This is a genomic window from Affinirhizobium straminoryzae (assembly GCF_007004135.1).
Taxonomy (GTDB): domain Bacteria; phylum Pseudomonadota; class Alphaproteobacteria; order Rhizobiales; family Rhizobiaceae; genus Neorhizobium; species Neorhizobium straminoryzae.
In genome coordinates this window covers 74,885-101,292 of record NZ_VJMG01000003.1, presented here as the reverse complement: position 1 = coordinate 101,292, position 26,408 = coordinate 74,885, and the positions used below count along the sequence as shown (strand labels likewise).

The 26,408-nt window shown below is 62.3% G+C and carries 23 protein-coding genes; 3 read left to right on the top strand and 20 right to left on the bottom strand.

Going from position 1 to position 26,408, the window contains the following annotated elements; translation table 11 throughout:
• Nucleotides 1-26 precede the first annotated feature (26 nt).
• From fliQ to FNA46_RS00935, 16 genes are all read right to left on the bottom strand, one after another.
• Entirely contained in the window at nucleotides 27-293 is a 267-nt protein-coding gene (gene fliQ / locus FNA46_RS01010) for a flagellar biosynthesis protein FliQ (RefSeq protein WP_142880471.1), read from the bottom strand.
• An 88-nt stretch (nucleotides 294-381) separates the two neighbouring features.
• Nucleotides 382-852, bottom strand: a complete 471-nt coding sequence (flgD, locus tag FNA46_RS01005) for a flagellar hook assembly protein FlgD (protein ID WP_142880470.1) — start codon at nucleotides 850-852, stop codon at nucleotides 382-384.
• On the bottom strand, nucleotides 843-1,292 hold the full coding sequence (flbT, locus tag FNA46_RS01000; protein WP_142880469.1) for a flagellar biosynthesis repressor FlbT: 450 nt from the start codon (nucleotides 1,290-1,292) through the stop codon (nucleotides 843-845). The genes flgD and flbT overlap by 10 nt, the downstream gene beginning before the upstream one ends.
• Nucleotides 1,289-1,636, bottom strand: a complete 348-nt coding sequence (flaF, locus tag FNA46_RS00995; protein ID WP_142880468.1) for a flagellar biosynthesis regulator FlaF — start codon at nucleotides 1,634-1,636, stop codon at nucleotides 1,289-1,291. The genes flbT and flaF overlap by 4 nt, the downstream gene beginning before the upstream one ends.
• 37 nt (nucleotides 1,637-1,673) lie before the next feature.
• The gene (locus tag FNA46_RS00990; protein ID WP_142880467.1) at nucleotides 1,674-2,759 is read right to left on the bottom strand and encodes a flagellar hook-associated family protein; all 1,086 of its coding nucleotides are present in this window, start codon (nucleotides 2,757-2,759) and stop codon (nucleotides 1,674-1,676) included.
• A gap of 4 nt (nucleotides 2,760-2,763) precedes the next feature.
• Nucleotides 2,764-4,212: a flagellar hook-associated protein FlgK gene (flgK, locus tag FNA46_RS00985; RefSeq protein WP_142880466.1), complete on the bottom strand. Its 1,449-nt coding sequence runs from the start codon at nucleotides 4,210-4,212 to the stop codon at nucleotides 2,764-2,766.
• 30 nt (nucleotides 4,213-4,242) lie between these two features.
• Nucleotides 4,243-5,787 (bottom strand): flagellar hook protein FlgE, encoded by a 1,545-nt coding sequence (locus FNA46_RS00980; RefSeq protein WP_142880465.1) that lies wholly within the window; start codon nucleotides 5,785-5,787, stop codon nucleotides 4,243-4,245.
• Between the two features lie 248 nt (nucleotides 5,788-6,035).
• The gene (rem, locus tag FNA46_RS00975; RefSeq protein WP_142880464.1) at nucleotides 6,036-6,707 is read right to left on the bottom strand and encodes a transcriptional activator Rem; all 672 of its coding nucleotides are present in this window, start codon (nucleotides 6,705-6,707) and stop codon (nucleotides 6,036-6,038) included.
• Nucleotides 6,708-6,990: 283 nt separating this feature from the next.
• Nucleotides 6,991-7,563, bottom strand: a complete 573-nt coding sequence (locus FNA46_RS00970; RefSeq protein WP_246102741.1) for a transglycosylase SLT domain-containing protein — start codon at nucleotides 7,561-7,563, stop codon at nucleotides 6,991-6,993.
• Nucleotides 7,496-8,941, bottom strand: a complete 1,446-nt coding sequence (gene fliK, locus FNA46_RS00965) for a flagellar hook-length control protein FliK (protein WP_142880463.1) — start codon at nucleotides 8,939-8,941, stop codon at nucleotides 7,496-7,498. Before fliK ends, FNA46_RS00970 begins: the two co-directional genes overlap by 68 nt.
• A gap of 4 nt (nucleotides 8,942-8,945) precedes the next feature.
• Entirely contained in the window at nucleotides 8,946-10,220 is a 1,275-nt protein-coding gene (gene motC, locus FNA46_RS00960) for a chemotaxis protein MotC (RefSeq protein WP_142880462.1), read from the bottom strand.
• Between the two features lie 2 nt (nucleotides 10,221-10,222).
• Nucleotides 10,223-11,620: a MotB family protein gene (locus tag FNA46_RS00955; RefSeq protein WP_142880461.1), complete on the bottom strand. Its 1,398-nt coding sequence runs from the start codon at nucleotides 11,618-11,620 to the stop codon at nucleotides 10,223-10,225.
• The gene (locus FNA46_RS00950) at nucleotides 11,617-12,261 is read right to left on the bottom strand and encodes a FliH/SctL family protein (protein ID WP_142880460.1); all 645 of its coding nucleotides are present in this window, start codon (nucleotides 12,259-12,261) and stop codon (nucleotides 11,617-11,619) included. Before FNA46_RS00950 ends, FNA46_RS00955 begins: the two co-directional genes overlap by 4 nt.
• 282 nt (nucleotides 12,262-12,543) lie before the next feature.
• Nucleotides 12,544-13,512 carry a flagellin N-terminal helical domain-containing protein gene (locus tag FNA46_RS00945; RefSeq protein ID WP_142880459.1) on the bottom strand — a complete coding sequence of 323 codons (969 nt, stop codon included), beginning with the start codon at nucleotides 13,510-13,512 and terminating at the stop codon, nucleotides 12,544-12,546.
• Nucleotides 13,513-13,792: 280 nt separating this feature from the next.
• Nucleotides 13,793-14,728, bottom strand: a complete 936-nt coding sequence (locus tag FNA46_RS00940; protein ID WP_142880458.1) for a flagellin N-terminal helical domain-containing protein — start codon at nucleotides 14,726-14,728, stop codon at nucleotides 13,793-13,795.
• A gap of 348 nt (nucleotides 14,729-15,076) precedes the next feature.
• Nucleotides 15,077-16,012: a flagellin N-terminal helical domain-containing protein gene (locus tag FNA46_RS00935; protein WP_142880457.1), complete on the bottom strand. Its 936-nt coding sequence runs from the start codon at nucleotides 16,010-16,012 to the stop codon at nucleotides 15,077-15,079.
• Between the two features lie 316 nt (nucleotides 16,013-16,328).
• On the opposite strand from FNA46_RS00935, the gene FNA46_RS00930 reads away from it, so the two are divergent.
• On the top strand, nucleotides 16,329-18,251 hold the full coding sequence (locus FNA46_RS00930; RefSeq protein WP_142880456.1) for an O-linked N-acetylglucosamine transferase, SPINDLY family protein: 1,923 nt from the start codon (nucleotides 16,329-16,331) through the stop codon (nucleotides 18,249-18,251).
• 218 nt (nucleotides 18,252-18,469) lie between these two features.
• Here FNA46_RS00930 and FNA46_RS00925 read toward each other — a convergent pair whose 3' ends face one another.
• The gene (locus FNA46_RS00925) at nucleotides 18,470-19,672 is read right to left on the bottom strand and encodes a glycosyltransferase family 2 protein (RefSeq protein WP_142880455.1); all 1,203 of its coding nucleotides are present in this window, start codon (nucleotides 19,670-19,672) and stop codon (nucleotides 18,470-18,472) included.
• A 319-nt stretch (nucleotides 19,673-19,991) separates the two neighbouring features.
• On the opposite strand from FNA46_RS00925, the gene FNA46_RS00920 reads away from it, so the two are divergent.
• Entirely contained in the window at nucleotides 19,992-21,107 is a 1,116-nt protein-coding gene (locus tag FNA46_RS00920; RefSeq protein WP_142880454.1) for a DUF707 domain-containing protein, read from the top strand.
• A gap of 150 nt (nucleotides 21,108-21,257) precedes the next feature.
• On the opposite strand, the gene FNA46_RS00915 is transcribed toward FNA46_RS00920, so the two are convergent.
• Genes FNA46_RS00915 through FNA46_RS00905 form a run of 3 tightly spaced genes read right to left on the bottom strand, consistent with a single transcriptional unit; the run spans nucleotide 21,258 to nucleotide 24,331 of the window.
• Nucleotides 21,258-22,001 carry a hypothetical protein gene (locus tag FNA46_RS00915; protein WP_142880453.1) on the bottom strand — a complete coding sequence of 248 codons (744 nt, stop codon included), beginning with the start codon at nucleotides 21,999-22,001 and terminating at the stop codon, nucleotides 21,258-21,260.
• Nucleotides 22,002-22,022: 21 nt separating this feature from the next.
• Complete coding sequence (locus FNA46_RS00910) at nucleotides 22,023-22,709, bottom strand: hypothetical protein (protein ID WP_142880452.1); 687 nt, start codon at nucleotides 22,707-22,709, stop codon at nucleotides 22,023-22,025.
• A gap of 32 nt (nucleotides 22,710-22,741) precedes the next feature.
• Nucleotides 22,742-24,331 (bottom strand): hypothetical protein, encoded by a 1,590-nt coding sequence (locus tag FNA46_RS00905; RefSeq protein ID WP_142880451.1) that lies wholly within the window; start codon nucleotides 24,329-24,331, stop codon nucleotides 22,742-22,744.
• Between the two features lie 288 nt (nucleotides 24,332-24,619).
• Here FNA46_RS00905 and FNA46_RS00900 point away from each other — a divergent pair, with 288 nt between their 5' ends.
• A complete protein-coding gene (locus FNA46_RS00900) occupies nucleotides 24,620-26,404 on the top strand; it encodes a glycosyltransferase (RefSeq protein WP_185969677.1) in 1,785 nt (594 codons plus the stop codon).
• Nucleotides 26,405-26,408 lie beyond the last annotated feature (4 nt).

The following is a 26,408-nucleotide window of genomic DNA, read 5'->3' as shown; positions in this document are numbered from 1 at the left end:
TGCGCGAGGCAGGCGCGGCCCCGGCCTCAGAAGCCGGACTGGATGCGCGAGAAGACGAGCTGGGAGAAAAGGTTGATCTGGCTGCCGATGAACGGCGCCGTCAAACCGACCGCGAGCAGGATGGCGACGATCTTGGGCACGAAGGTCAGCGTCATTTCCTGCACCTGGGTCAGCGCCTGCAGGAAGGCAACGCCGACGCCCACCACCATGGCGGCAAGGATCGCGGGGCCTGATGCGATCAGGACCGTGCGCATGGCCGCCTGCATGATTTCGAGTGCATCGGCTTCATTCATGAGAGCCACTCCGTGGCTGCCGTCATGGCAGCGATTCGATGGATCCCGTTCTACCGGGATCCGGTTCCGGCGTCGAGGCGGCTCCCGGTCAGGAGCCGCTGGTTTGGGTTTCCGTGGATGACGTTCCCGCCTGGATCGCCTGGTCCGACACGACAACGCCGGCCTGCAGCAGGACCTTGTCGCCACCTTCGGTCACGGCCATCACGCCGTCCGAATAGACCTGGACTTCCTTGACCTTGCCCATCACCTTGTCGTCGGCGCTCATGATGTACTTGCCTACGAGGTCGCCGGCGCGCGTGAGAGCCTCGGCCTGAAGCATGCTCTTCAGGTGGGTGTTGGTCTGGATCGTCTGCTCCACCTGCGAGAAGGAGGCCAGCTGGGAAATCTGCTGGGACGCGTCCATCGGCGAGGTCGGATCCTGGTTCTTCATCTGGGCGATGAGCAGCTTCAGGAAGCTGTTGTAGTTCAGGCTTGCCTTGCTGGCATCGCTGGTGGAGGCCGCAGCCCCCGCCCAGGGATTGGAGGCCGCCGTGCTGGACGTGACCGATTCTACCGCCATGGAGCGATCTCCCGGCGAATCTGTTCCACGGTCGCCGGCGTCATCTCATGGCTGTTGAGGATGCGGTCCTCGATGGCATAGAGGCCGCGGATGGCCTTCAGTGCGTCGAAGGCGCGGCCGCTCACCACCATGGCGTCAATGCGCTTCAGTTCCGCCAGGACTTCCTCGTTCTGGAAGCAGGAGAGCAGCATGGTGATCGACTTGCGGAACATGGAGAGCGACTGCTCCTTGCCTTCCGGGTTGATCAGCATCATCTGGGCGATGAAGTAGAGCTGGCGCAGCGGCGTCGTGGCGTCTTCCAGCTGCAGGACATGGTTTTCGAGCAGGAAGGTCACGTCGTTGAGGAATTCGAGCGCGACCTTGCGATCCACGCGCAAAACGGCCCCGTTGATGAAGATTCTTTCGCCCGATTTCAGCGAGATGCGCAGAGTGCTTTTCATTTAAGTCCATCCCTGATGATGGTTGTCACGTCGATGAGGCCCTGGAAGTTGTCGGACTGGCGCCGCCTTATCTTTTCGCACTCCTTGAGAATCCACAGGGCGATGGAGATCAGGTTGGCGCGAAGTTCGACATTCAGTTCGTTTTCCGGCTGGCGCAGGTCCTCGATGAACCTGATCCAAACGCGCCGGGTATAAAAAAGAGCTTCGATGGCAGCGCGCGAATAGTCCGGTGCGTCGCGTGCCGCCTTCAGCAGCTCTATCGATCGATCGAGGGCCTGCCGCTCACGGGACTTGGCGTCAGCGACGTTGTCCTCCATGATCTCGGCATATGAAAACTGGTACATTCATGTATCCTTCATTTTCACGAACTTCCCTTTGCCATCAAAGGAAGTTTACGAGGCTCAGCTTCTGAATTCGGGATGTGAGGGTGTAGGCCGCTTCGAGCAGCGCCTGCAGCGACGTCACGCGGGTGGAGGCCTCGTAGGCATCCACACCCTGGAGATCGTTGAGATGCGTCTCGATGATCGTCTTCTGCGCCGCCAGCGAATCGTCGGCTTCCTTGACGCGCTGCGACGACAGGCCGATGTCCGAGCGCTGGTCATTGATGCCGGAGATCGCCTTGCCGATGGCCGAGGTGGCCGAATTGCTGATGACGGTGCGGACGTTTTCCGGCATGTCGTCGCTGAGGAACTGGCTGCCCACCACCGAGGCAAAGACGAAGTTGCGGAAGCCCGGCGTGTTCGCGGTGGTCGATGTCGCCACCACTTCCGTCGCGCTGATCCGCGTCGTCATGTTGGTCGACGAGGCGTCGGAGACGAAGGTCGACCAGAAGTCCTGACCGCCCAGCCCCGTATGCGGCGGGTCGGTCAGCGGCGTGGTGCCGTTGAACTTCGACTGCAGGTCATCGAGGAATGTCTGCATCTGGGTCGGCGTCATGTCCTTGGCGGCCGCGATGCCGTTGGTGGACAGATAATTGTTCAGCTCCGCATCAACCGCTGCCTTGAACGGCGAGCCACTGGCGGAAAAGGAGGCCAGAGGCTTCACATCGGTATTGGTGCCGGAGAACAGGTATTCGCCGGTCACGGATGTGTTGGCGATGTCGGTGAAGGCATCGAGCGCGTTGGAGATCGTGGCCCGCGCATCGCCGAGCGTCGAGGTGCTGCTGGTCAGCGCCGCGAGCGAATCGAGCACCTTCTGGCTGAGATCCCCGAGACGCTTCAGCGATTCTTCGGAGGAATCGAGACGCTGCTTGGCCACGGAATTGGTGGTCTGCTGAGCCTCGATGCGCTGGACGTCACGGGTCAGGTCAATGTTGCGCGAGGTGGCGCCGCCAAGTGCGACGCCCATGTCGGCATGCACACCGGTGGTGACTTCCGTATTGGCCTTGACCAGATCACTCTGGGCCTTGGCCATGGCCTGGCGCAGGCTGGTCTGGACGGAGACGGTGGATGTGAACGATGTCTTCATGATCTTACCTCGCCATATCCAGCAGCGCCTTCATCATTTCATCGATGGTGCTGACCAGTTTCGTCGCGGCCTTGTAGGATTGCTCGATGTCGAGCAGCAGGGAGAGTTCCTCGTCGAGGCTGACGCCGCTCTCGCTGGAATGCGCCTCGACGGCGCGCGACTTGGCGGCCGACTTGGTTTCATCCGCAGCAGTTGCCGTGCTGCGCAGGTTTTCCAGCCAGCCGGCCGAATCCGAGGCAAACGAGATGACGTCGAAGCTTCCCTCAATGCCTGTTGCCGGATCGAAGCTCTGCTTGGTCTGCAGCGCCTGGGAATAGCCGTCGAGAAGGGTCGAGAAGCCGGTGGCTGCCGTGGTGTTGACCAGGTATGCCGCCCCGTTCATGCCCCCGTCGCGCACGGTCTGCGGCTTGGCCTTGGCTGCTGCGTTGACCGAGATCGAGGCAGCAAGACCCGGCACGATGGTGGCCGATGTCGCCACGCTGTCATCAACGCCGTTGGTGAACAGACCGGCCTTGGCGGGCAGAGTGCCACCCGGGCCCGTTTCGGCGAAGGAAACGATCACGCCGCGCGCGATCTCATCCAGTTGCGCCTGGAACTTGGGGGCCACGTCGTCGCGGATCTGCAGAAGCGCCTGCAGGGAGCCCTGCGCATCGGTATCTGCGCCCGTGCCGGCCTGCATGGCCACGCCATCGACATAGATCGAATTGCCGGTGACGGTCGCCGTATAGGTGGCTGTGGCACTGAAGGACACCGTGCGCGGGATCGTCTCGAACAGCGTGGTGCCGTCGGAGGTATAGATGGCCACATCATTGTTGGCACGGGTGACGGTAGAGATGCCGACGATATCGGAGATCTGCTTCAGCAGGCCGTCGCGGGTATCGAGGGCATTGTTGCCGTCCGAGCCGGAGATGGTGGCGCGCATCACCTCGTTGTTGGCGCTTTCGAACTTCGACAGCAGGGTATTGAGCTTGTCGACCTGCGTCTTGATCTGTGCGTCGGCGCGAGCGCGCACGCCCTGCACTTCTGCGGAGGCATTGTTCAGCGTATCCGCGACATCCTGGGCGGACGAGACCACCGTGGAGGCCAGCGTCCCCTCATTCGGCTTGGCCGCATAGGCATCGAGATTGCTGACGAGCTTGGAGAGCCGCGCGCTCGGCGAGCTGTCATAGTCGTTGTTGCCGAGCAGGCTGCGCAGTTCCTTGAGGCCCGACAGGAGCGTTTCCTGACCGCTCGCCTGCGAAGTGCTGGTGATGGTCTGACGGAACAGCGTGGCATTCTGCGCCCGCTCCGTGCTGGCAACGAGTGCGCCGTTCCCCGCGGTGACCAGAACGGCAGTCCGCCGGATGTAATCCGGGTTCTGCACGTTCGAAATGTTCGTCGATGTCACCGCCGTCTGGGAGCCGGTGTTATTGAAGATCGACTGAGCCGTGGACAGTGCTGTGGAAAGCGACATTGTACTAAGCCTTTACGGAACGGACGACGGTTACCTCTTGAGGTTGACCAGCGTTTCAAGGAGTTCGGAACCGGTCTGGAAAACCTTCGAGTTTGCCGTGTAATTGCGTTGCGCCTCGATCATCGAGGTGAGCTCCTCGCCGATATCGACGTTGGAGTTCTCCAGCGCGCCGGACAGGATCTGGCCGTAGCCGCTGGTGCCGGCATAGCCCATGACGATGACCCCGGAATCGTTGCTCTGCGTGTAGACATTGCCCGCGAGCGGCGTGAGGTTGTTCGGGCTCTGCACATTCGCCATGGCGATGCGGTAGCTCGGGATGGACTGGCCGTTCTTGTAGAGGATCGAGACGATGCCATCCTTGCTGATCTCGACCTTGTCGACAGCGCTGGCGCCCTTGCCGTCGATATCGCCTTCCGCCGAATAGGCAGAGCCCAGCTGAGAAAGCCCGGTGAGATCGATCGTGAGGCCGTTGAGGGTTGCTCCCCCGATCGACTGCGCCGTGGTGGTGATGCTGGTCGGCGAGGTCAGCTTGCCGCTGCCGCCGAAGCTGAGTTCGTAACCCGACCCGTTGCCGTTCGTGGAACCCGAGACGGATGTGACGCTGCTGCCTTCCTTGAGCCCCGAAAGGTCGACCGTCAGGGCGCCGAGCGTGCCGTTCGCGGTCGTGGTGAGCGAGGAGGAACTGGTCAGGTTGCCGGCGCCGTCGAAGGTCAGCGCGGAGGTGCCGACCGATGTGGTGCCGTCGAGCACGTCGAGGTTCCAGCCTGCCGCCGTCTTGGTATAGTTGTAGCTCAGCGTATGGGCCGCGCCGTCGCTGCCATAGGCAATCGACTTCGTGGTGTAGGTGGTGCCGGTCGCAGCGGTGTTGTTGAGGTTGCCGCTGACGGCCGAGGTGGTCGAAGCCGTCACCGCCTGGCCGGTCACCGAGACGCCGTTGTACTGGACGTCGAGGGTCCAGGTATTGTCTGCGGTCTTGGTGTAGGTGAGGTTGAGCAGGCGCGAATTGCCCTGCGAGTCGTAGGCGACGACCGATGACGACTTGGTGTAGCCCACCGCTTCGTTGGTCGGCAGGTTACCGGACAGGCTGCCCTGCTTCGACGGTGTTGCCTGCAGGCCGCCGGCCGAGACATTGATCTCGCTGAGCCCCTGGAAGCCGTTGATGACGATGGTCGGATCCTCGGTCGAGGAATAGGGGTAGCCCATCAGCTTGTAGCCGGCGGCGTTCTTCAGCGTGCCATCGTCCTGCACCTCGAAATTGCCGGCGCGCGTCAGGTAGTCGGCGCCATCCGCCCCCTCGACGATGAAGAAGCCTTCGCCGTTGATCGCGAGATCGGTGCTGGAGGTGGTGTAGCTGAACGAGCCCTGGTCGTTGATGGAGTAGCGGACGACCGTATCGACGCCGCCGGAATTGTAGCTGCCGTTCGAAGAGGGCAGAATCATCGATGAAAATTGGGTGGATGCCTTCTTGTATCCGATCGTGCTCGAATTGGCGATGTTGTCGCCGACCGTACCAAGGCGGTTCGCCTGGGCGTTCATGCCGGATACACCGGTGCGCATCGTTCCATAAAGGCTCATATCAAATCCCCGTTCTGCCTATGCTGGCGACCCTAGATCACGGGCCTTGCGTGAAGCTGTCTGTGTCGCTCCCGTGGCAGACCTCCTCTGCAGCCCTTCCCGATCGATCGACCCGCATCGCTTGCGCGAGTGGCCTCGCCTTCCCTTCGGCAGAACCTAAAATACAACCCCGGAAACCGACGTCGATTTCCGGGGTTGCAGATGTTTAACTTTTGCTGAAGTCCCGCCTTTCTGGCGGGTGAGCTGTCTCAGTTCCAGTCGATGCAGTAACCGAGGAAGCGCTTGGAATCGATCGGATCGAAGCCGAGCTTCTTGCGCAGCTTCTTGCGCAGCTTGCTGATGTGGCTTTCGACCACGTTCTCTTCGACTTCCTCGTCGAAGATGCCGTAGATCGCGTTGAAGATCTGCGTCTTCGAAACACGACGGCCGCGATTGGCGACGAGGTATTCGAGGATGCGGCGCTCGCGGCGCGGCAGGGGGAAGATTTCGCCCTGGATTTCCGGATCGCGTCCATCGGAGAACACGCGGATCGGGCCGATATCGGTGTAGTTTGCGATGGCCTTCAGGCGCCGGCGGATCGCCGCAGCGCGTGCCAGGATCTCGCGGGGGTGCACCGGCTTGCGCACGACATCATCGACGCCGCTGTCGAACAATGCCAGTGTCGCTTCCAGCGAGTGATGATCGCTGACTGCGATCACCGGGGCCTGGGTCCGGTCGCGGATGGCCCGCGGCAGTTCCAGGGAACGCTCGGTCTGCCCGATGAGGAATGCCTCGACAGCGTCGATATCGGTATCGGCCGCCGTGTTGACCCATTCCCCGAACTCCTTCGGGTCAAACCCTGTCGAGGGAACTCCCTCGCGCCCAAACAGTGAAGTGTAACCGTCTTTAACAAGCTCACGCTCATCAACCACTACGATCATTCGTCCGCCTCCGAATCAGTGTGGTGCCTCGATGAAGTATGCGTACGAATCGAGGGATTCTCGGACAACTACACAAAGTTAACCATAGAATTTAAGAGTTGATTAACCATTGTGTCGCGATTTGGCCCACATTTAGTAGGCAAAACCCCGAAACGGCACAAGCGGGACGCGGAAACGTTAATTTTTTATGACGACACCTCTAGCCTGCCACGTTTTGAACCAACCCGTGGCAAAGGCATGGCAAGGCGCTTCGAAGCACCAGTCAATCAACTCAAGGTTGCTATCAACGACAAAAATCGGCCGCGCCGGGCGTCCATTTTCCGTAGCCCGTGGCCACCAGATTGGCGATCACGCGGCAGACGTAACGCTTCTGGGCAGGGTCGTTGTTGGGTCCCGCATGGTAACGGGCTACCGCCATTGTCCAGGTCTCGTGCCTGTCATGAAGGTTGCGCAGGAACTGCGCCGCATATTCCACGTTGCGTTTCGGATCGAACATCTCGTCTGCCGAGCGGAAATTCTCGCCGTGGAAATGGTGGTTGATCTGCATGCAGCCGATGTCGATGAGCTTGCGCCCCTCCCGTTCTGCCGCCAGAAAGGCCTCCATGGCCTGTGCGCGGTTGTCCGGGAAATAGGCCCTGCCCTCGATATTGAGTGCCCATGGATAGAGGCTGCCCTTCCGGCCGGTCTCGGTGAGACCGACCGAATAGAGGATGCCTTCCGGTATGCCATACTTGGCGGCGGCCGACTGGATTTCCGTCTCGCAGGCGCCAGGCGCAACGGCAAGGACCTCAGACGTAGAGATGGTCAGGGCGAGCGCTGCCAGTGCCGGCAGCGCCATGATCCGTCGCAGTTTCATTCTCGAACATTCCCGCAGTAGATCCGCCTCCCGGCTGGGAGGATTGCTGTTCACGTCCCGGCTGGCCACCCTGCCCCTGGCCGGAGCCCGGCCCCGCCTGCTGTCCCAGCGCGTCCTGCTGGGCGGGCTGCGTCACCGAGGACGCCGGTGCGATGGAAACCGTCACCTGGTCCACGGAGAAGCCCTGGGCACGCAGTGCGTCCAGGATGCCGCTGCTGTCCTGCGTCAGTTGCTTGTGCGCCGCGCGGTTCTCCACGGTCAGCTGCACGCTGAGTTCGTCACCCACAAGCCGCAGCGTGGCGGTGACGGTGCCAAGATCGATCGGCGTCATCTGCAGCTTCAGCGTATTGACCACGTTGCCGGTGCTGCTCTGTGCCGCCGCATTGGACAGCGAGGCACCGGGCTGCATGGCGCCGGCCCATTCCGGATCGCCAGACATCGCGGCCGTCAGCGCAGCGCCGTTGACCGACTGGCCAAAGCCCAGGAAGCGGCGCGCATCCAGCACGGCGATGGTTTCCGCCTGACCGGTCGTACCGCTGCGGGTCTCCACCGTGGCAAGACCCTGCCGGTCCGTGCCGATCACCATGTCCATGCTGGCGCCCTTGCCGCGTCCGGAGGAGAAGCGGAAGGTCCGCTCGTCCGTCGAAAGGCTCTGGTCGCTCGGCAGGACGACACTCTGCGGTTCGCCGGACAGCGCCGCAAGTTCGTTGGCTGCCGTGGCGGACACCATCTGGCTGCGTTCACCGCGGTTCTCTTCGCCCGACGAGCGGCCACCGGTACGCACGGGCATGCTGGTGGCCTTCGGCATCGCAGCCCCATCCGCCTGCCCTCCCCCGGCCAGCATGGTCAGCACGCTTGCCAGTTCGGCTGTCGGCGTTCTGGCCTCAGAGGGCTCAGGCATGCGGGCGTCAACCGTCTCGCTCTCATCGCCGGCCGTTCTCCCGACATCCCGCGACGGGCGCCGCGTTGTGCCGGCGGCCGCGTCTGCGGACTTGTTCGATCTGAGACGGGAGCTTTCCGGCGCTTCCGCATGAAGGGTGTCGGTGTCGGCGGTTGCCTTGTCATTCTGCCGTGCGACCGCCTGCCCGGACTGACCGGCGGCAAGGCTTCGCGACCGCGCAAGCGCGGCGGCGCTGAGATCGATACGGCTTCTGGATGTCTGGCCTGCGTCCTGCCCGCCCTCATCCTTCTGTCCGAAGGATGAATGCCCGTCCCGATCGCCGCGCTCGCCGGCCATGCGACGGTTGCCCTGTTCCAGGCTTTCCAGTGCGCTGCCAAACCCGCCCTCGCCGCCTTCGGAGCGGCCGCCGGCGGGAATCTTGGACGCAGAGGAGGGATCGCTGGCCGCAGCCCGCGCCGTCACATCAACAGCAACCATGGAATTACTTCTCCTCCTTCAACAGATCGTCGATGGCATTCAGCGTCGAATGGCCCCTATCGACATAGGTCTGGAAGTCAGGATCGAGCTTCGGAGCGCCCGCCTTGCCCGAAGGGCTGGCGGATGCGGCGGTTCCGGCCTTGCCATCGCCGGAGACGGCGGAGACGGTTTCTCCGCTGATGTCATTCTTCACTGTGTCAGCGTCGTCTTGCCCGAAGCTTTCGGCCACGGGCGGCCGCAGAACCTCTTCCGCAACCCGCTGGGCAGCGGCTCTCAGTGCCCGGTCCTCGGGGCTCAGCGCGGCATCGGGAATATCGGCCAGGATCTTCGCCGCATCGAGAGCCTTGCCGCCGGGAAGCTGCGCCACACCGCCGAAAAGGCGGGCGAGCGAATCGTCTCGGGCCGGCAGATCCTTGCCCCGTTCGGCCGCACGCGCCGCTGCAAAGCGGGCGAGATCGCTCTTGCCGGCAATCGTCGCCTGGCGTGCGATGCGCAGATAGATCTCGCGGCTGCGGTCGTCGTTCATCACCTCGAGCGTGCCGTCCACATCCTCCTCATGGATCGTGCCGAAATGATCCACCACGAGCCGGACGAAGAGATCGGCGAACTGGCTGGCATAGGGGGAAAAGACGAAACGGCGCGCATACTGGCGCGCATAGGACAGCGCCTTGTCAGGCAGATTGGCTTCGACGGCAATCGCCACGGAACGGCGCAACGCCGCCTCCTCGACAATCGTGCCGGGCGCCATCAGGCGCGCCCAGTCATAGAAGCCCATCGCATCCTTGGGGCTCTTGGCAACGGCCACATTCCCGGCAACCAGCGCCAGATAGGGGCCGATCCTCTGGTTGCGGTATTCCGGGACCATCTTGGCAAAGCTGTGCGAGGCCAGCATGCCCTTGCCGTTCAGATATTTGCGCAGGGCGTCCACAACCCGCGTATCGAAATGGCCGGACACATCCTTTGCCACCAGAAATTCGAGCGTCGCGGGATTGCCCCCGCTCATGGCATAGATCAGCGCGGCATCGACATTGCGAGGATCGTCAAACGCAGCAGGATTGATGGTGCGCAGCCGCTTGTCGAGGGCAGACAGCATGAAGCGCTGCATCTCGGCCGCGGAATGGTCACCCATCACCACGGTATCCTGCACGAACTGCAGCGAGCGCATCATCTGGTAGGGCTCAAGACCATCCGCAGTCTGCGGCTCGGCCGCCATGGCCGATCCCCAGAGGGCGGCAAGCGCACCGGCAAACAGAAAGGTCGATGTCCTTTTTCGCCGCATCGTCAGGCCTTGCCATCCTCAAGCAGAATTTCGATACGCCGGTTCTGATCCGCCAGGGGATCGGCGGGCACCTGCAGGCGACGGTCCGCAAAGCCGGAAATCTGCTTCACCCGCGTTTCCTCGAGCCCACCCTTGACCAGCATGAAATAGGCGCTGTGAGCGCGCGCCGCAGACAGGCGCCAGTTATCGTTGCCGATATCGCGGAAGGGCCGCCCGTCGGTGTGGCCGCGAATGACCACGTCGCCGGCCCGCTGCTTGAGGATCGCCCCGATCTTTTCCATGGCGAGAACCATTTCGCGCCGCGGCACGGCTGAACCGATGTTGAACATCGGCGTGTCCGTCTGGTCGGAAAGGGTGATCAGCACACCGCCCTCGGCAGGCGTCACGATCAGCCCCTCGGCGAGCTTGCCGGAGACGCCGGCGATCTGGTTCTCGATGGCCTGCCGCAGGTCGTCCGCAGCCTTCTGCCGGTCGGCGAGCGTCGGTGGCGCACTGCCATACGGCTTCGGCTCGACCGGGGTTGCGTCGGGACGGGGGCGCGGAATGGCAAGCGCCAGCTGGGCCGGCGTCGGCTTCTGCACCGAGGGATCGCCGGCCGCGGATGCGGCAGGCGGCTTGCCGGCCGCGGCAGCCGGAGAAAGATCGGGTGGCGTCTCGGCCGCAGCAGCGGCCTGCGCCGCCGCCTGGGTCGCCGCCTGGGGCTGAACGGCCGCCATCTGCTGGGGCGTCGGCGGCAGCATTTCAGCCGGGACAGCATCGGCCGGCGGCGTCTCCGGACTGGGTGGTGCCTTCGCGGCATCGGCCCGCTGCTTTCCGTCGGCGCGCCTGGTCTCGACCTGCTGCGTCCAGAAATCCGGATCGAACGGGTCGCGGAAGGCTTCGCCACCCTCCGCACCGGTCGCCGGACCGGAATCATTGGCCCCGCCCTCGCCCTTGGCGCTGACATTGGCCTGCTGGCCCACTTCCTGGGCGATTTCGGCCAGCACGGAATAGGGGTTTTCGAAGAAATCCGCTTCGGAATAATTGGCTTCGTCGCCGGAACTGGAGGTCTGGTCCTCGCCGGTCGCCGCCGAGGCTCCGACCTTGTCGGCATCGGCCTTGACCTTGGAACGCTCGCGCTTCTCCTGCCCGTCGGAGGATTCCACCGGTTTCTGCAGGCCCTTCTTGGCAGGCGTCTCGTCGGACAGCTTGATCGGATTGAAGTAGCTCGCGACGGAGGCCTTGGTCTCCTCGTTCGAGGCATTGACCAGCCACATCACGAGAAAGAAGGCCATCATCGCCGTCATGAAGTCGGCATAGGCGATCTTCCAGGCGCCGCCATGGGCACCCCCGTGGCCGCCGCCATGCTTCTTGACGATGATGATTTCGTTCTTGCCGTGATGATGGTTCTGCTCACTCATGCCAGCACCTTCCTCAGGCTGGCTGCCCAGGCCGAGAGGCGAGTCACGAGAACGGCATCATCGAGATCGACGGCAATGTCGAGATCGGCGGCGGGAACATGGCGCAGCGTCGGCGCATCCTCACCCAGCCTATCCTTCAGACGCTCGAACAGATCCGTGGGGCCGTAAACGGTCAGCACCGCAGCCTGCCCGCCTCCCAGTGCCTGGCGGATGGCTTCGGCAAGCTGCGCGATGGCCCTTGCCGCAACGGCCTCGCTCATGACGGGTGCGAGAACTGCGGCCACCTGGTCGCAAAGGCTGGCTTCCAGCGTCGAAACCATCCGGCGGAAGCCCTCGTCCACCCGCTGGGCAGCGGCTTCTTCCAGCTGGCGACGCAGGGCCGCGAGCTCTGCGGCATGGCTGGCCTCCATCTCGGCCTTCTCCGCCTCCCAGAGGGCGCGGATCTCTGCGCGGCCCGCCTGCTCCCCCTCGGCACGCGCCTCGGCGCGCTCCGCATCGATGTCGATGGTGGGTTCCGGAGGAAAGGCATCGAAGGAAAAGGAAGGGCCTGCATCCTCGATCAGGCTTTCAGCCATCAGGGGCGCTGCCGGCGGCTGGATCGCGCCGAAATCCTTCAGGTAGCGTGACAGCGATGCGCTCATGGGCGGGCTCCTTCGGCGCGGGTGACGAAGACGAGGAAAGCACGGGTTCGCAGGCGCCAGCGGCCGTGGAAGGATGGAAATTTCGCCAACGCAATCATGACACTGTCCCGTTTGGAATACCGGCGCACTCAGCCAGTTTTTAGACAAAGAGCGTGAATATATTGGAACCTTAGGCAGCCAAACTTGTGCGAAAATGAAGATGCCGGACCGCGACAGGGCAAGTCGCGATCCGGCATTGCCGACGCCGATGACCGACGGCGTGGCCGGGATCAGGGCGAAGGCTTACTTCTGGAAGAGCTGCAGGATGTTCTGCGCATTCGCATTGGCAATCGACAGCGACTGGATGCCGAGCTGCTGCTGCGTCTGCAGGGCCTTGAGGCGCGTCGATTCCTCGTTCATGTCGGCATCGACGAGACGGCCGACACCCTTGTCGATCACGTCCATCAGGGTGGAGACGAACTGATCCTGCATGTCGATGCGGCTGGTAATGGCACCGAGCGTCGCTGCCGAATCCGTCAGCTGCTGCAGCATGGCTTCGACGGCACTCAGCATGCCGGCAAGCTGGTCGGAGGTGGTGCTGTTGTTGATGGAGATCTCGGCGCCGGTGCCCATCAGGGTCGAATTGGCATCGAGCAGATAATAGTTGGCGGTGGTCGTGCCGGCGGTGCCGTTCGGCTGGGTCACGGCCCAGTCCTTGGTGAGGAGGCCGCGGCCGGCGCTGTGCGTATCGATCATCACCGAGGCGGACGCATCATATTCCAGCGTCGTCAGCGACACGGCACCATCGGCCGAGCGGTTGAACGAGGCAACGATGTTCTTGGTGGTCGCCCCGACAGACGAGGTGTTGTAGAGCCAGTTTTCGCCCGAAAACGACGCCGACTTGGCAATCGAGGCGAGCTGGTTCTTCAGCTCGTTCAGTTCCTTGTTGATCTTCGTCTTGTCGACACCGGGTTCGGAGGCCGCGACGATCTTGCTCTTGATGTCGTCGACGACGGTGATCGCCGATTCGAGGCCGGTATAGGCCGTATCGGTCTTGGCCGCGCCGAGACCGAGGGCATCCTGCACGGTGCTGAGGGCCTTGTTGTCGGAGCGCATGGTGGTCGCGATCGACCAGTACGCGGCGTTATCGGCAGCAGTTTCAACCCGGTAGCCCGAGGAGATGCGGTTCTGCACCGTCTCCATGTTCTGGTTGATGGCACGTAAGGTCTGGAGGGCGGCGAGCGCCCCGGTATTCGTAATGATGCTGGTCATTGAGGATTGCCCCTGACGATTGACGGGACATACCGGAGGCTGAACCGGTAACGCACGGGCGCATCATGCTCGCCGACCAGAGATCATTGCCCTGTTGGTCGGCTCGGCGTTCTTAAGCAACGGAACTTGCGTATATGGTTAACAAGACATGAACGCAAGGCCGATTTCTTAAGACGCAGTAAATATGCCGAAGCCTGCGCGAAGCTTTCGTGAAGCTGGCCCAGAAATGGAAAAAGGCCGCGCTGGCGGCGCGGCCTCGAGATCGGGGATCAGGCTGCTCTTAACGGAAGAGCGACAGGATGTTCTGCGAGTTGCTGTTGGCGATCGACAGCGACTGGATGCCCAGCTGCTGCTGCGTCTGCAGCGCCTTCAGGCGGGTCGATTCCTCGTTCATGTCCGCATCAACCAGCTTGCCGACGCCCTTGGTGAAGGAGTCCATCAGGTCCGCAACGAAGTTGGTCTGCAGATCGATGCGGCTGTTGATCGCGCCGACGTCTGCGGCCGCATCGGTCATGTCCTGCAGGACCTTGTCGACGGCCTTCAGGGCGGCCGTCAGGTCGTCGGAGCTGACGTCGAGGGTCAGGACCGAGAAGGAGCTGGTGGCCGTGGAACCGGTGGCGTTGGTGTATTCGATGTGCGAGGACAGCAGGCCCTTGCCGACGGAGGTGACATAGGCACCGGCCGAGTCGACCTGGATCAGCGAGGAGTTGTTGGTGTCGTAGGTCAGCGTGGTCAGGCTGACATTGCCGCTGCCGTCGCGGTTGAACGAGCCGACGATGGCCTGCGTGCCGGCGCCGGCGGACGCGGTGTGATAGACCCAGTTCTGGCCCGAGAACGAAGCAGACTTGGAGATCGAAATCAGCTGGTTCTGCAGCTGCGTGATTTCCTTCTGGATCTTGGACTTGTCGACACCCGGTTCGGAGGCGGCGGTGATCTTCGCCTTGATTTCGTCGACGACGTTGATCGAGTTTTCAAGCGCGGTGTAGGCAACGTCCGTGGTCGCTGCACCAAGGCCGAGGGCATCCTGCACCGTGGAAAGTGCCTTGTTGTCGGAGCGCATGGTGGTTGCGATCGACCAGTAGGCAGCGTTGTCAGCAGCGGTTTCGATCCTGTAGCCCGAGGAAATGCGGTTCTGCGTCGTTTCCATGTCGCTGTTGATCGAGCGCAGCGTGGAGAGAGCTGCAATCGCAGCGGTGTTGGTCAGAATGCTCGTCATAGAAAGTGCCCCTTGTTGCGGACGAAAAGTTCAGGGACATTCCGGTTTCTCTCCGGCAAGAGGTGGTATGCTTCATGCCCGTCTCAGCTGAACACAGCAGCGAGACGCACCGCTTGAGTGGGTTCAGTTAACCCTAACGTCCTTAACGAAGGGTAAATCCGGTCCGCGATTTCTTTAATATCTGCAAAAGTTTGAAACAGGGCTGACGGGATTGCGAAAGCCGTCTCGGCCTGGGAGCGGGGACAGGCATGGTGAGACGAGCCACCCATGGCAGGCCTTGAAACGCAAAGATCGCGCCCCTTGCGGGGCGCGATCCGGAAACGATGTCGTTCGATGAACCCGTTGGGATCAACGGAAGAGCGACAGAACGTTCTGCGAGTTGCTGTTGGCGATCGACAGCGACTGGATGCCCAGCTGCTGCTGCGTCTGCAGCGCCTTCAGGCGGGTCGATTCTTCGTTCATGTCCGCATCAACCAGCTTGCCGACGCCCTTGTCGATGGAGTCCATCAGGTTGGCAACAAACTTGTCCTGCATGTCGATACGGCTGTTGAGAGCACCGACATCAGCGGCCGCATCGGTCATGTTCTGCAGGACCTTGTCGACGGCCTTCAGGGCGGTCGTCAGGTCGTTGGTGCTGACGTCGAGGGTCAGGACCGAGAACGAGGTGGTGGCCGTCGAGCCGCTGGCATTGGTGTACTCGATGTTCGAGGACAGCAGGCCCTTGCCGACGGAGGTCACGTAGGCACCGGCCGAGTTGACTTCGATCAGCGAGGAGTTGTTGGTGTCGTAGGTCAGCGTGGTCAGGCTGACATTGCCGCTGTTGTCACGGTTGAACGAGCCGACGAGCGACTGCGTGCCGGCACCGGCGGAGGCGGTGTGATAGACCCAGTTCTGACCGGAGAAGGAAGCCGACTTGGCAATCGACACCAGCTGGTTCTGCAGCTGCTTGATTTCCTTCTGGATCTTGGACTTGTCGACGCCCGGTTCGGAGGCGGCGGTGATCTTCGCCTTGATGTCATCGACGACGTTGATCGAGTTTTCAAGCGCGGTGTAGGCAACGTCCGTGGTGGCGGCACCGAGACCGAGAGCATCCTGCACGGTGCTGAGGGCCTTGTTGTCCGAGCGCATGGTGGTTGCGATCGACCAGTAGGCGGCGTTGTCTGCTGCGGTCTGGACCTTGTAACCCGACGAAATGCGGTTCTGCGTCGTTTCCATGTCGCTGTTGATCGAGCGAAGGGTCGACAACGCGGCAATTGCACCGTTGTTCGTAAGAATGCTGGTCATAGTGATTTTAGTCCCTTGTTAGACGGATTACTTTTGGGGGACATACCGGGCTGTTAATACCGGTGATGACGTCTGGCCTCATGCCCACTCGGTTCCGGATCTTCTGGGAAACCAAACCCGTCATGTGAGGATGACAGTCGCAGACATTCATTGCGGATTCCTTAAGTGGCTATGGACAATTGGCGCTAAAACGGCATTGATTCGTCAAGCCTGTGTAAGCACCTGTTTCGGGCAAGGTCTGCCGCCTAGCTTGGTTAACCGAACGTGGATCAGCGCGCCGCGATTGATCATCGGCAACCCTATTTCCGGAGTCCGGATGTTGAGCCAGCAGACCCTGTTTTCCGACGCCTCGAAGAGTTTCCATCGCGGCCGCTACACCGAGGCACTGGCCTCCCTGAACAAGCTTCTGGACCACGCAACGGACGCCAAGACCTATACGCTGCTGGCCCGCACGCTGGTGGCGCTTGGCTTTCGCGAAGACGCCGCCCGCACCTATGTGCTGGCGGCCGAACTGGGCGGCTCGCGGGCGGAGGACTACTATGCCGAAGCGATGAAGCTCTATTTCGAGCTTGGCCAGGAGGAAATGGCGCTCAGCCTTGGCAACCACCTGCTGCAGCGGGCCCAAAAAGATCCGGATCTTGCCTTCATCATTGCCTCGCTGTTCTGGAAACGTGGCGAAAAGGACATGATCCGGGTGTTCCTGCCGGCACTCTCCATGAGCTCGAATTCGCAGCACAACAGCCTGGCCTTCCTGCTCCTGACCGGAACGCCGGAAAACGATCGCGACCGCGAATCCGTTGCCAATCTCCTCAACAGGATGCCGAACAGCCTGATCCTCATCATGGCGCATCTGGTGGCGCAGCGCGAGGTGAACAACTACATCGAAATGGAACGCCTGCAGCCGCGCCTCGACCGCTTGCTGCGTGCCAACGACCAGCGCCTTCTCGAGGTCGAAACACCGTTCTACAACCTGCACTGGCTGACCGACGAGGCGCTGAACAAGCGCGTCGGCTACAAGGCGGACGCCTTCCCGGCAAGTCATCCGGCCGAGCGGCGCAGCATGCCGCATCGCTGGGGCAAGAAGCTCCGGATCGGCTATCTCTCATCCGACTTCTGGTCGCAGCATGCCACGATGAAGCTGTTCCGCGCCGTGCTGACGGCCCATGATCCGGAGCGCTTCGACATCACGCTGTTCTGCTATACGGACCTGCAACATCTGGAACGTGAGACCGGCCGCGACGACTGGGGCCGGATCGTCGATGTCCGCGACCTGAGCTATCCGGAGACGGCAGCCGTCATCCGCGAGCACGAGATCGACATCCTCGTCGAGATGAAGGGGCATACCCGCGGCGGGCGCCCCGGCATCCTCAACTTCAAGGCAGCGCCCGTGCAGGTTGCCTGGCTCGGTTTCCCCGGCACCACCGTCAATACCGACCTCGACTACATCATCGGCGACCATCACGTGCTGCCGGACGCATCCAAGCCGCATTACTGGGAGAAGTTCTGCCGACTGCCGGAAACCTACCAGCCGAACGACCCCTACCAGCGCCCGCGCCGTGACCTTTTCACCCGCGCTGATGCCGGCCTGCCGGAGGACGCCTTCGTCTTCGGCTCGTTCAATGCGACGCGCAAGATCTCCATCGCCAACATCAACCTCTGGATCCGCATCCTGAAAGCGACGCCGAAGAGCGTGCTGTGGATCATGTGCAAGAGCAACGAGTCGCATGACAACATCCTGCGCAAACTGACCTCGGCCGGAATCGAGAGCAGGCGGATCGTCTTTACAAAGGTCGTCTCCTACGAGGAGCATCTGGCGCGCCTGTCGCTGGCGGATATCGGGCTCGATACCTATCCGTACAATGGCCATACCACCACCTCAGAGCAGCTGTGGGCGGGCCTGCCGGTGCTGACGATGAAGGGGCAGCACTTCGCCTCCCGCGTTTCGGAAAGCCTGCTGAACGCCATCGGCATGCCGGACCTGATTGCCCGCGACGAGGCGGACTATCTTGCCATGGCGATCGATCTCTACGAGAACCCGGAACGCGTGAAGGCCTTCAAGCAACGGCTGGACGAAAACCGGCTGGTGAAGCCGCTTTTCGACGCCGACCGTTTCTGCCGCCACCTGGAAACCGCCTACGAGATGATGGCGGACAGGGCACGCCGGGGGCTGGAACCCGATCACCTCGACGTTCCGGCGCTAGCCCCCCGCACCGAGCCCTTCCTCATCGAAGCCGATTGAGACATCGAACCCGGCCGGCGACCTGGTCCCCTCCCCGGTCGTCCGTCCAGCGCTCTCCGGTTCCCGGGGAGCGCTTTTTTATGTGCGTGATGGCGGATGCACCAGAACACCAACGCAAAACGGGTATCGCCGGCGTTCGACGATACCCGTAAACGGAGGATCTGTGTGGTGGAGGAGCGGTGGAAACGGGCGAAACGATGCCCGACAGCCCTGCCCGATCAGGCGAACTGCGCCATGTAGTGGCGCAGCTGGAAGACCCCGTCACCGGGCGGCACCTGCGCTGCGAAATCGGGATGCATCACCAGCCAGGAACGCGGACCGGCATGTCCGAACGGCGGCTGGCGCACCACGCTGCCCTTGAGATGATCGGGCAGGAGTTGCAGCGCCTCGTCGGTGATCAGCGGATCGACCACGACCGGGCCGCCGCTATAGCCGGAGGCTTCCGTCAGCGATGTCACGATCGCGGCCAGCGTGCAGATCTGGTCGAAGGCTTCCTTGGTGGCCGGCGCCGCATGATAGGCTGCCATGCGGTGATAGAGGATGTAGGCTTCCGGCCAGTAGCGGAAGGCCATCAGCAGGCGCAGCGCCACCGATTTGCGCACCAGCATGAACTGCACGAAGCGCTCGTGGAAATTCATGCGCTCGGCATTGCTGAGGCGCGAGGAGATCTGCGCATGGGAGGCGAGATATTCGAGGCCGCCGAGATAGGTATCCCACTGGAACATGCATTCCTTCTTGCCCTGCTGCACGTCGCCATCGGCCGGCACACCGGTCACGCGGGCGAAGGGTGCCGGCAAAAACAGCACGTCGCCCTTGCCGAGCGCGCGCGTGGTGAACAGGAAGGCCCAGAAGATGAAGGGACCGAGGCTGGAAATCGTCTGGTCGAGGATTTCCCGGCGGATGATCAGGAATTCCGGAAAGACGTGGTTGGTCAGGATGAAATCCAGCATCTGCTGGTATTCGCCCTGGCGGAACCGCGAGGGGCCGGGAATGTGGTAGAAGGGCTGCATGTCTGCGCCACCCGCCAGCTCATTCACCAGCATCCAGGGCGCCTGGATCATGCCGAGCGCGGGATCGGCTTCCAGCATGCGCAGATATTCGAGCACTTTTTCCGGGATCAAGAGGTCGTCGTCGCCCAGAAACAGCGCATACTTGCCGCGGGCCCGCTGCATGGCGAAGGCATAATTGCTGAGGAAGCCCGAATTCTTGACCCGGCGGTGATGAGAAATCTCCGGCACGCCGGCCAGCGATTCCAGATATTCATGCGTGCCGTCCGTGGAGCGATCATCGACGATGACCATCTCGAACGGGATGCCAAGCCGCCGGAAGGCATCCAGATGGAAGCGGACATTGCGCTCCAGCATCGGCCTGCGGTTGTAGGTCGGCACGCAGATCGAGAGAACGGGCATTTGGTTGAGCATGATTGTCTCCTCGTGGCCTTGCCGGACGTCGCGGCAAAGGGTCTTGGCTAACAGCCCATAAGCCTCCTTGCTTTCGCGAGGCTGGTCGCGCAGCCCGTGCAGCAGCCGTCCAGCCCTGAGCAAGCTTGATCCGGCAGGATCGTCATCGAGTTTGCGGCGTCACGCGCCGCACGGGATACCGCTTCCGTCCTCCACGCCGACGGAAGCACAAGGGATGGACACGTCTGCAGACAGGGCCGGCAGCCCGGATCTTTGCATCCGGCCGCGGTTCTTCCGCGCAACACGCCACGGCGGCACGGCCGTGCCAGAAGGAGACATCATGACCATAGCCGCCGGCCCGCTGGCCACACCATCGGCCTCCGACAACTGGATGAAGGCGCCCGCGCTTTCGCAGGAAAGCCTGAGCGGCAGCTTCTGGCGGCTGAGCAGCCTCGACACCGGCGAGATCAGCCCCTTCCTCGTGCTGGCACCGGAAGGCCGCATCGGCAATTTCTTCAACCCGGCCGTCGAGTACTGGCACGTCTTCGACGGCCATCTCTGCCTGGTCAACGCCGATGGTCAGCCTTCGGCGATCTTCACTGCTGCCCAGATCGAGGACGGCCGGATCGTGGCGCTCGGAGGCCGCGGCACCATCGGCAGCACCAATGCGCTGTTCATCCTGACGGCAACGGACCATCCCGAACATCCGATCCGCGCCACGCCGAAGAGCATGCCGCGCCGGGCGGAATTCCTCGTGGCGGCACAAAGGCCGCGCCGGCCGAACCTCGTCGTCGTCCCGGCCGGAGCAGGCTCGCTGCATGGCCAGTGGCAGGAGGGCATTGCCGACAGCAAGCGCAACTGGGACATCTGCGTCGGCTATTATGGCACCGAGCGTCCCTTCCTGCCGGCCGCCGTCGAATATCTGGCGCATCTGCCGCAGAAGCGGAAGTTCAAGCTGATCTACGATCTCTTCTACGCGGAAAGCCCGCTCTGGGGCTATGACCGGATCTGGCTGCCCGACGACGACCTGCTGATCTCCGGCGAAGAGATCAACCGTATGTTCCACCTCAGCCGCCTGCACGAACTGGACCTCTGCCAGCCGGCACTCTCCACCGGCGAAGGCAGCCATCCGACGCATCCGATCACCTTCCAGAAGCCGGGCGGTGGCCTGCGCCACGAACCCTTCATCGAGATCATGTGCCCGCTCTTCTCCCGTCGCGCACTGAAGATCTGCATCGAAAGCTTCCGGGATTCCGAAAGCGGCTACGGTCTCGACCATCTGTGGCCGAGCTTCCTCGGCCGCCCGCAGACCCGCATGGCGATCCTCGACCAGTTCGGCGTCAAGCACACACGGCCGATTGCCACCAACTACAATCTCGGCGTGGCACTGGCCGAACAGCAGGCGGTGTTTGCGACCTACGGCTTCCAGTTGCAGCCCATTCCGGGCGTTCTCTGAGGCTTGAGACGAACCGGGGCCGGATTACCGCGCCCCGGTTTGCCCCTCGACGATAGCCAGACCACGCAGCAACGGAAAAGGGCGGCACGATGGCCGCCCTTTTGCATGGAATCAGGATCGATAGGGCGAAAATGCCAGGCGCGTCCCCATTCAGACCGCCTCGCGCGCGAGCACGCTGTCGACCAGGTGTTCGCCCCAGCCGAGATGCCGGGTGAAGGCGCGGATTTCCTCGGTGGTGCCGTGGCGGAAGAAGAAGTGTCCGGCGCTGAAATCGAGCGGCCGGCGCCGGCCATAAGGCAGCGGCGAAAAGACGAGATTCATGCCTTCCGCGGCAATCGCGCACTTTACCTCCGGGCTCAGCGACTTATCGGCAGAGGCGACACGGCAATAGGCCGCGATGAATTCGGGAATGATGGCGCTGCGGAAGATCATGATGCCGGTCTGCAGCGGCTGCGGCGTACCGCGCCCGTCGGGCGCGATGATATCGGCATCCGGAAAGGCGGCGATCTGCCGCTCGATGATGTCACGTCCGTAAAACAACGACCCCTGCTCGATCAGCACGGTATAGTCCGAGCCATTGGTGAAGCCGTACATCAGGCCGCAGAGCAGCGCCTTGGACCAGCCGCAGAGATAGCTCAAGCCCTGCACCGCATGGCCGAAATTCTGCTTCAGCCGGACGACGCTGATGCGCGGATCGTCCGGGAGAACCGGCATGACCGGCGAGGCGGAATCGACGATCAGGATGCTTTCCGGCGCGGTGAACGCATCGATGCAGCGATACCAGAGATCGAAGCATTCGGTGGAGCGCACGAATTCATCGCCGCGCGTGGCATAGGTGCGGATCTTGTGATCGGCATACCAGCCGGTGACGACGCTGTAGGAGATCTGGTTCATCGATTGCGGGCCCACGCGGTCTCAGGCCTTCTTCTGGATAGCGATCATCTTGGTCTGCCAGCTGTCGATGCCGCCGCGATTGTTGCGGTGGATGAAGACGTGCTGGATCTGGCCGGCAATGGCAGCGAGATAATCGGGATGGGCAAAGGGTATGTCGAACCGCCCCGTCTCGACGAAATCCTGAAACACCTTGGCGCTCTTGTGGCAGGGCGGCAGGTCGGCCTCGAAGGGCGGCTGCCAGTGGAAATCCTCGATAATGTAGAAGCCGCCCGGCGCTACCTTATGAAACAGCTTCAGGAAGGCGAACTGCTGGTGGAAGGAGGCATGCGAGCCATCATCGATGATCAGCTTCAGCTCCGGCAGGTCGCCGGCCACGCGGTCGAGATCCGCGCCGCTACCGAGATCGCCGCGGAAGAAGCGGAAGCGGTCGAGATGGATATGGCTGAAATCCGAGAGATCGAACCCGAAGATATCAGCCTTGGGGAAGTAACTCAGCCAGGTGCGGATCGAGGGCACGTCCGAGCCGACACGATCCTTCGAGGCGCCGGCTTCGACACCGCCGCGTTGCAAGCCGATTTCCAGCATGGAAAAGGCTTCATGCCGAAAGCTTTCGAACAGGAAGGAGTAGAAGACCGCGTAGTTGTGCGCATGGCCCGTCCGCGTGCCCTTGTCCGTCTGGAAATGATCGGCGAGTTCCACAAGCTCCATCGGCCGTGTCTCCTGGTGATTGGCGTCTGACATCAGTTGCAGCCGATCTGGCGGCGTACGCGGACTTCCTCGTCCATGTGGCTCTTGCCGTAGAGCCCGCGCAGTGACTGCTGGCGCGACAGGCTCTGGTAGAGCGCGGTGCTGACCGCCGAGATCGAGGGCTGGTCCAGTTGCAGGACGTGGTTAAGGTCGAAATGCTTCATCAGCGACACCGCCAGCGCGAAGGTCTCCTTCTGCGCCCGGACAGCGGCATGATCGGCAGCGCCACGTTCGTCTTCGGCGAGAACAGGCAGGGCAAAACCCTCGACCATGCGCACATCGCGCACCATGCCGTGATCGGAATAATTGCACATTTCCAGAATGGTATTGAACACATCCGGCGCATCCGGCCGGATCAATGCGTGAAAGGCGCAGGCATCCGGCGTCTGCGACAGCTCTTCGTAAGCCTTTGCTGACGGAAGCTTGTGCAGGAAGAAGACCGGCACCTTCGACAGACCGAGCCGCTCGGCCAGATGCGAAAGCGACCAGCCTGTGCCGCAGAGATCCACTACGATGCTGTCCTGGCCGATGCGGTCGCGCGCATAGGCCAGATAGCTTTCGGACGGCTGCATCTTGGCAAGGCGGCTGGTGTAGAAATACTCCGCCTTGCAGGTGACGCCCTTGCGGCGCGCCACCTCCTCGAACAGCGGCACCCACATGTCGCAATCGCGACTGGAAAACAGCACGCGGCGAAGACCGAGATGGCGCACCAGATTGGCAAGCTCGATGCTGGCCATCAGCATCAGCGGAAAGTTGAGGTTGGCCTGGATGAGCTGGACCGTGCGGATGCCGGCATCTTCGGAAAAGGTACGCAGGCGGGCTTCACGGCACAGTTCCGCCAGCTGGCGCAGACCGAGATTGATGAGCACCGTTTCGACAGCGGACGGCTTGTCGAGCCGCGTCAGGCGGGCTGTCAGACCGAAGGATGTCGGCATCTTCACATCGGAATGCTCGTTGTCGCCGAGATGTTCCTCGATGCGCAGGTTGGCGGAGATGTCCGGCCAGATGCGGCCGGTCTTCTTGCCGTCATTCGTCACCACCAGTCCGACGCGGGCGGTAAGACCGGCACGGTCGAGCAGGCTGCGGATATGGGTGGCGCCCAGATACATGTCGGAGATCAGCACGTCGCCATGGCGCACGCGCGCCAGGTTTTCGGCGATCGGGATCACCTGCTCCTTCTCGACATCCACTTCCAGCGCCTTCAGTGCCGCAAGCTTCACCGGCTCGACGCCGAGCAGACGGGCAAGTTCCGCATAGATCACGTCGAGATCATGCGGCCGGTCCAGCACATGGGCTTCGGCCTTGCGCCGCGCGGCGGCAAAGCCCTTGAGGCCGGACCGTTCCTCGATGATGGCAAAGACACCGGACGGTTCGATGCAGCGGCGCGCGATCAGCGTATCGAACACATCGAAGGTACGCACCAGCGGCCGCGGATCGGAAGAAGCAGCTGCGTTTGGCACCGCCTCGGTTGCCTGCCTCTCCGCGGCGGCCGCCTGCGGAAGCGCCGAGGCAACCGGCGTGGCGGTCTCGCCATGCGCACCGATCAGATAAAGCGTGTCACCGGTCTTCGGTTGAAAAGTCACGACAGGTCTCCGGGATTGCAGCCTTGGAAGCGTGAGGGACATGCGCCCCGCGACAGGACGGACGGCTCCACCAACGTCCGGTCGGCATATCCGGGCCAGCTTGTGCCAGGCTGACAAGGCGGTGACGGAGCGCGCAACGCCGCTGCAGGGAGGTGCCCGCAAGCACCAGCCTGGCGAAAGCTAGGATGCGTAATCCGGTATCAGAAGAATGCGAGCATGCGCCCCGAACGTCCGGCGCGTCACACCGCCTTCAGGACAGACCTTTCCAGCACCGATATTGGATCCTCCATGATGCAGAAAAAGAAATTGGGAATTCTGATCGAGGTCGACAGCTTCATCGGCGACATCGCACGCCACCTGTCGGACACCTACGAGATCATGGCGATCAGCCCGCGCAACATGCAGGACATCGACAAGGTCGTGCAGTGGGCGGATGTCGTGTGGTTCGAATTCTGCAACGAGCTTTTCCTGCAGGCGCTGAACCAGAACATTCGCGGCATGGGCAAGCGGGTGATCGTGCGCTGGCACCGGTTCGAAATCGTCGAATCGAGCTTCCCGCAGCGGCTTCGCTTCGATTACATCGACGATCTGATCCTCGTCTCGCACGACATGCTGCGCGTTCTGAAGAACCGCGTGCCGCAGCTGGATGCCAAGACGCGCACCCATGTGCTCTGGAACGGGCTCAATCTCGACAAGTTCAAGCCGATCGCCACGCTGGATCGCAAGAAGATCGCCTGGGTGGCAAAACCCTTCCTGCGCAAGAACCAGCCGATGTTCCTGCAGATCATGCATGAACTGGTGAAGGTCGATCCCTCCTACACGCTGCATGTCGCCGGCGCGCAGGAAGAATTCGTCACCATGCCCTATCTCCAGCGCACCACCGAGAAGCTGGGGCTTGCGAACAATGTGCGCTTCTATGGCTGGCAGCAGAACATGCCGGCCTTCCTGGCCGACAAGGGTGTCATCCTCTCCACCTCCATCCATGAAAGCTTCGGCTACAACATTGCTGAGGCAATGGCAGTGGGCGCGCTGCCGGTGGTGCATGATTATCCCGGTGCCGAGGAGTTCTGGCCGGATGCCATCCGCTTCTCTTCCATCGCCGAAGCCGTGCAATTGATCCTGAACGGCGAGACGCACCAGTGGATCGACTATGTGGCGGAAAACTTCCCGCTGTCGAAGCAGCTGCGCGAACTGGACGCGATCATGTCACCGCCGGCGAAGGTGGTGGAGAGCGTGCCGCTGGCACCGCAGCAGCCCTGGGCAACGTCAGCCTCGCCTTACCTGATCGGGCAGGATCTTCCGCTGGCCGCCCCGGTTTCAACCAGGCCGGTGCAGAGCGACGTGCAAGTCAACCGCATGCCGGTGAGTGAACCGACGCAACCGGTCCGGCAACCCGCCGAGGCCCCGCTTGTGTTCGATTCTTCCCGCTACTGGGAAGAACGCTACCGCAGTGGCGGCAATTCCGGTCCGGGTTCCTATGACGTGCTGGCCCGCTACAAGGCGGTGGTCCTCAACTTCTTCGCCCGGCAGCGCAAGCTGAAATCCTTCGTCGAACTGGGCTCCGGCGATGGCAACCAGCTGCAATATTTCGATTTTCCGCGCTATACCGGTTTCGACGTATCCCGTACGGCCATCGAGCGCACCAAGGCGATGTATGCGGCAAAGCCCGGCTACGATTTCATCTGGATGGATGATCCGACGCTCGACTGGGAACTGCACGAAGACAACTACGACTGCGCGCTTTCCCTCGACGTGCTCTATCACCTGATCGACGACCGGATCTTCGAGGGATATCTCGACCGGCTGTTCACGCTGTCCAGCCGCTATGTGGTGATCTACGCCTCGAACTTCGATGCTGCCGACAAGCGCGGCGCCAACCATGTGCGCCATCGCAAGTTCACGGACTTCATCGACAGCCGCTATCCGCAGTGGACGCTGAAGAAGATCATCGAGAACCCCTACAAGTTCAAGCTGCAGACCGAGGCCGATTTCTTCGTCTATGCCCAGGATGACGCCGAGGACCTGAGCTTCCTTGACGCGATCCGGCAGGCCGAACTGATGGTGCAGGCGTAAGCCG

What these genes read in the sequence shown, in the direction of transcription:
- motC (WP_142880462.1), bottom strand. Translation starts at nt 10,220, where the DNA reads ATGCGGCGAAAAAGGACATCGACCTTTCTGTTTGCCGGTGCGCTTGCC.
- flaF (WP_142880468.1), bottom strand. Translation starts at nt 1,636, where the DNA reads ATGTACCAGTTTTCATATGCCGAGATCATGGAGGACAACGTCGCTGAC.
- fliK (WP_142880463.1), bottom strand. Translation starts at nt 8,941, where the DNA reads ATGGTTGCTGTTGATGTGACGGCGCGGGCTGCGGCCAGCGATCCCTCC.
- FNA46_RS00915 (WP_142880453.1), bottom strand. Translation starts at nt 22,001, where the DNA reads ATGAACCAGATCTCCTACAGCGTCGTCACCGGCTGGTATGCCGATCAC.
- FNA46_RS00970 (WP_246102741.1), bottom strand. Translation starts at nt 7,563, where the DNA reads ATGAAACTGCGACGGATCATGGCGCTGCCGGCACTGGCAGCGCTCGCC.
- FNA46_RS00950 (WP_142880460.1), bottom strand. Translation starts at nt 12,261, where the DNA reads ATGAGCGCATCGCTGTCACGCTACCTGAAGGATTTCGGCGCGATCCAG.
- flbT (WP_142880469.1), bottom strand. Translation starts at nt 1,292, where the DNA reads ATGAAAAGCACTCTGCGCATCTCGCTGAAATCGGGCGAAAGAATCTTC.
- FNA46_RS00980 (WP_142880465.1), bottom strand. Translation starts at nt 5,787, where the DNA reads ATGAGCCTTTATGGAACGATGCGCACCGGTGTATCCGGCATGAACGCC.
- FNA46_RS00940 (WP_142880458.1), bottom strand. Translation starts at nt 14,728, where the DNA reads ATGACGAGCATTCTGACCAACACCGCTGCGATTGCAGCTCTCTCCACG.
- FNA46_RS00945 (WP_142880459.1), bottom strand. Translation starts at nt 13,512, where the DNA reads ATGACCAGCATCATTACGAATACCGGGGCGCTCGCCGCCCTCCAGACC.
- FNA46_RS00910 (WP_142880452.1), bottom strand. Translation starts at nt 22,709, where the DNA reads ATGGAGCTTGTGGAACTCGCCGATCATTTCCAGACGGACAAGGGCACG.
- FNA46_RS00990 (WP_142880467.1), bottom strand. Translation starts at nt 2,759, where the DNA reads ATGAAGACATCGTTCACATCCACCGTCTCCGTCCAGACCAGCCTGCGC.
- FNA46_RS00930 (WP_142880456.1), top strand. Translation starts at nt 16,329, where the DNA reads ATGTTGAGCCAGCAGACCCTGTTTTCCGACGCCTCGAAGAGTTTCCAT.
- FNA46_RS00900 (WP_185969677.1), top strand. Translation starts at nt 24,620, where the DNA reads ATGATGCAGAAAAAGAAATTGGGAATTCTGATCGAGGTCGACAGCTTC.
- FNA46_RS00935 (WP_142880457.1), bottom strand. Translation starts at nt 16,012, where the DNA reads ATGACCAGCATTCTTACGAACAACGGTGCAATTGCCGCGTTGTCGACC.
- FNA46_RS00920 (WP_142880454.1), top strand. Translation starts at nt 19,992, where the DNA reads ATGACCATAGCCGCCGGCCCGCTGGCCACACCATCGGCCTCCGACAAC.
- FNA46_RS00925 (WP_142880455.1), bottom strand. Translation starts at nt 19,672, where the DNA reads ATGCTCAACCAAATGCCCGTTCTCTCGATCTGCGTGCCGACCTACAAC.
- rem (WP_142880464.1), bottom strand. Translation starts at nt 6,707, where the DNA reads ATGATCGTAGTGGTTGATGAGCGTGAGCTTGTTAAAGACGGTTACACT.
- flgD (WP_142880470.1), bottom strand. Translation starts at nt 852, where the DNA reads ATGGCGGTAGAATCGGTCACGTCCAGCACGGCGGCCTCCAATCCCTGG.
- fliQ (WP_142880471.1), bottom strand. Translation starts at nt 293, where the DNA reads ATGAATGAAGCCGATGCACTCGAAATCATGCAGGCGGCCATGCGCACG.
- flgK (WP_142880466.1), bottom strand. Translation starts at nt 4,212, where the DNA reads ATGTCGCTTTCCACAGCACTGTCCACGGCTCAGTCGATCTTCAATAAC.
- FNA46_RS00955 (WP_142880461.1), bottom strand. Translation starts at nt 11,620, where the DNA reads ATGAGTGAGCAGAACCATCATCACGGCAAGAACGAAATCATCATCGTC.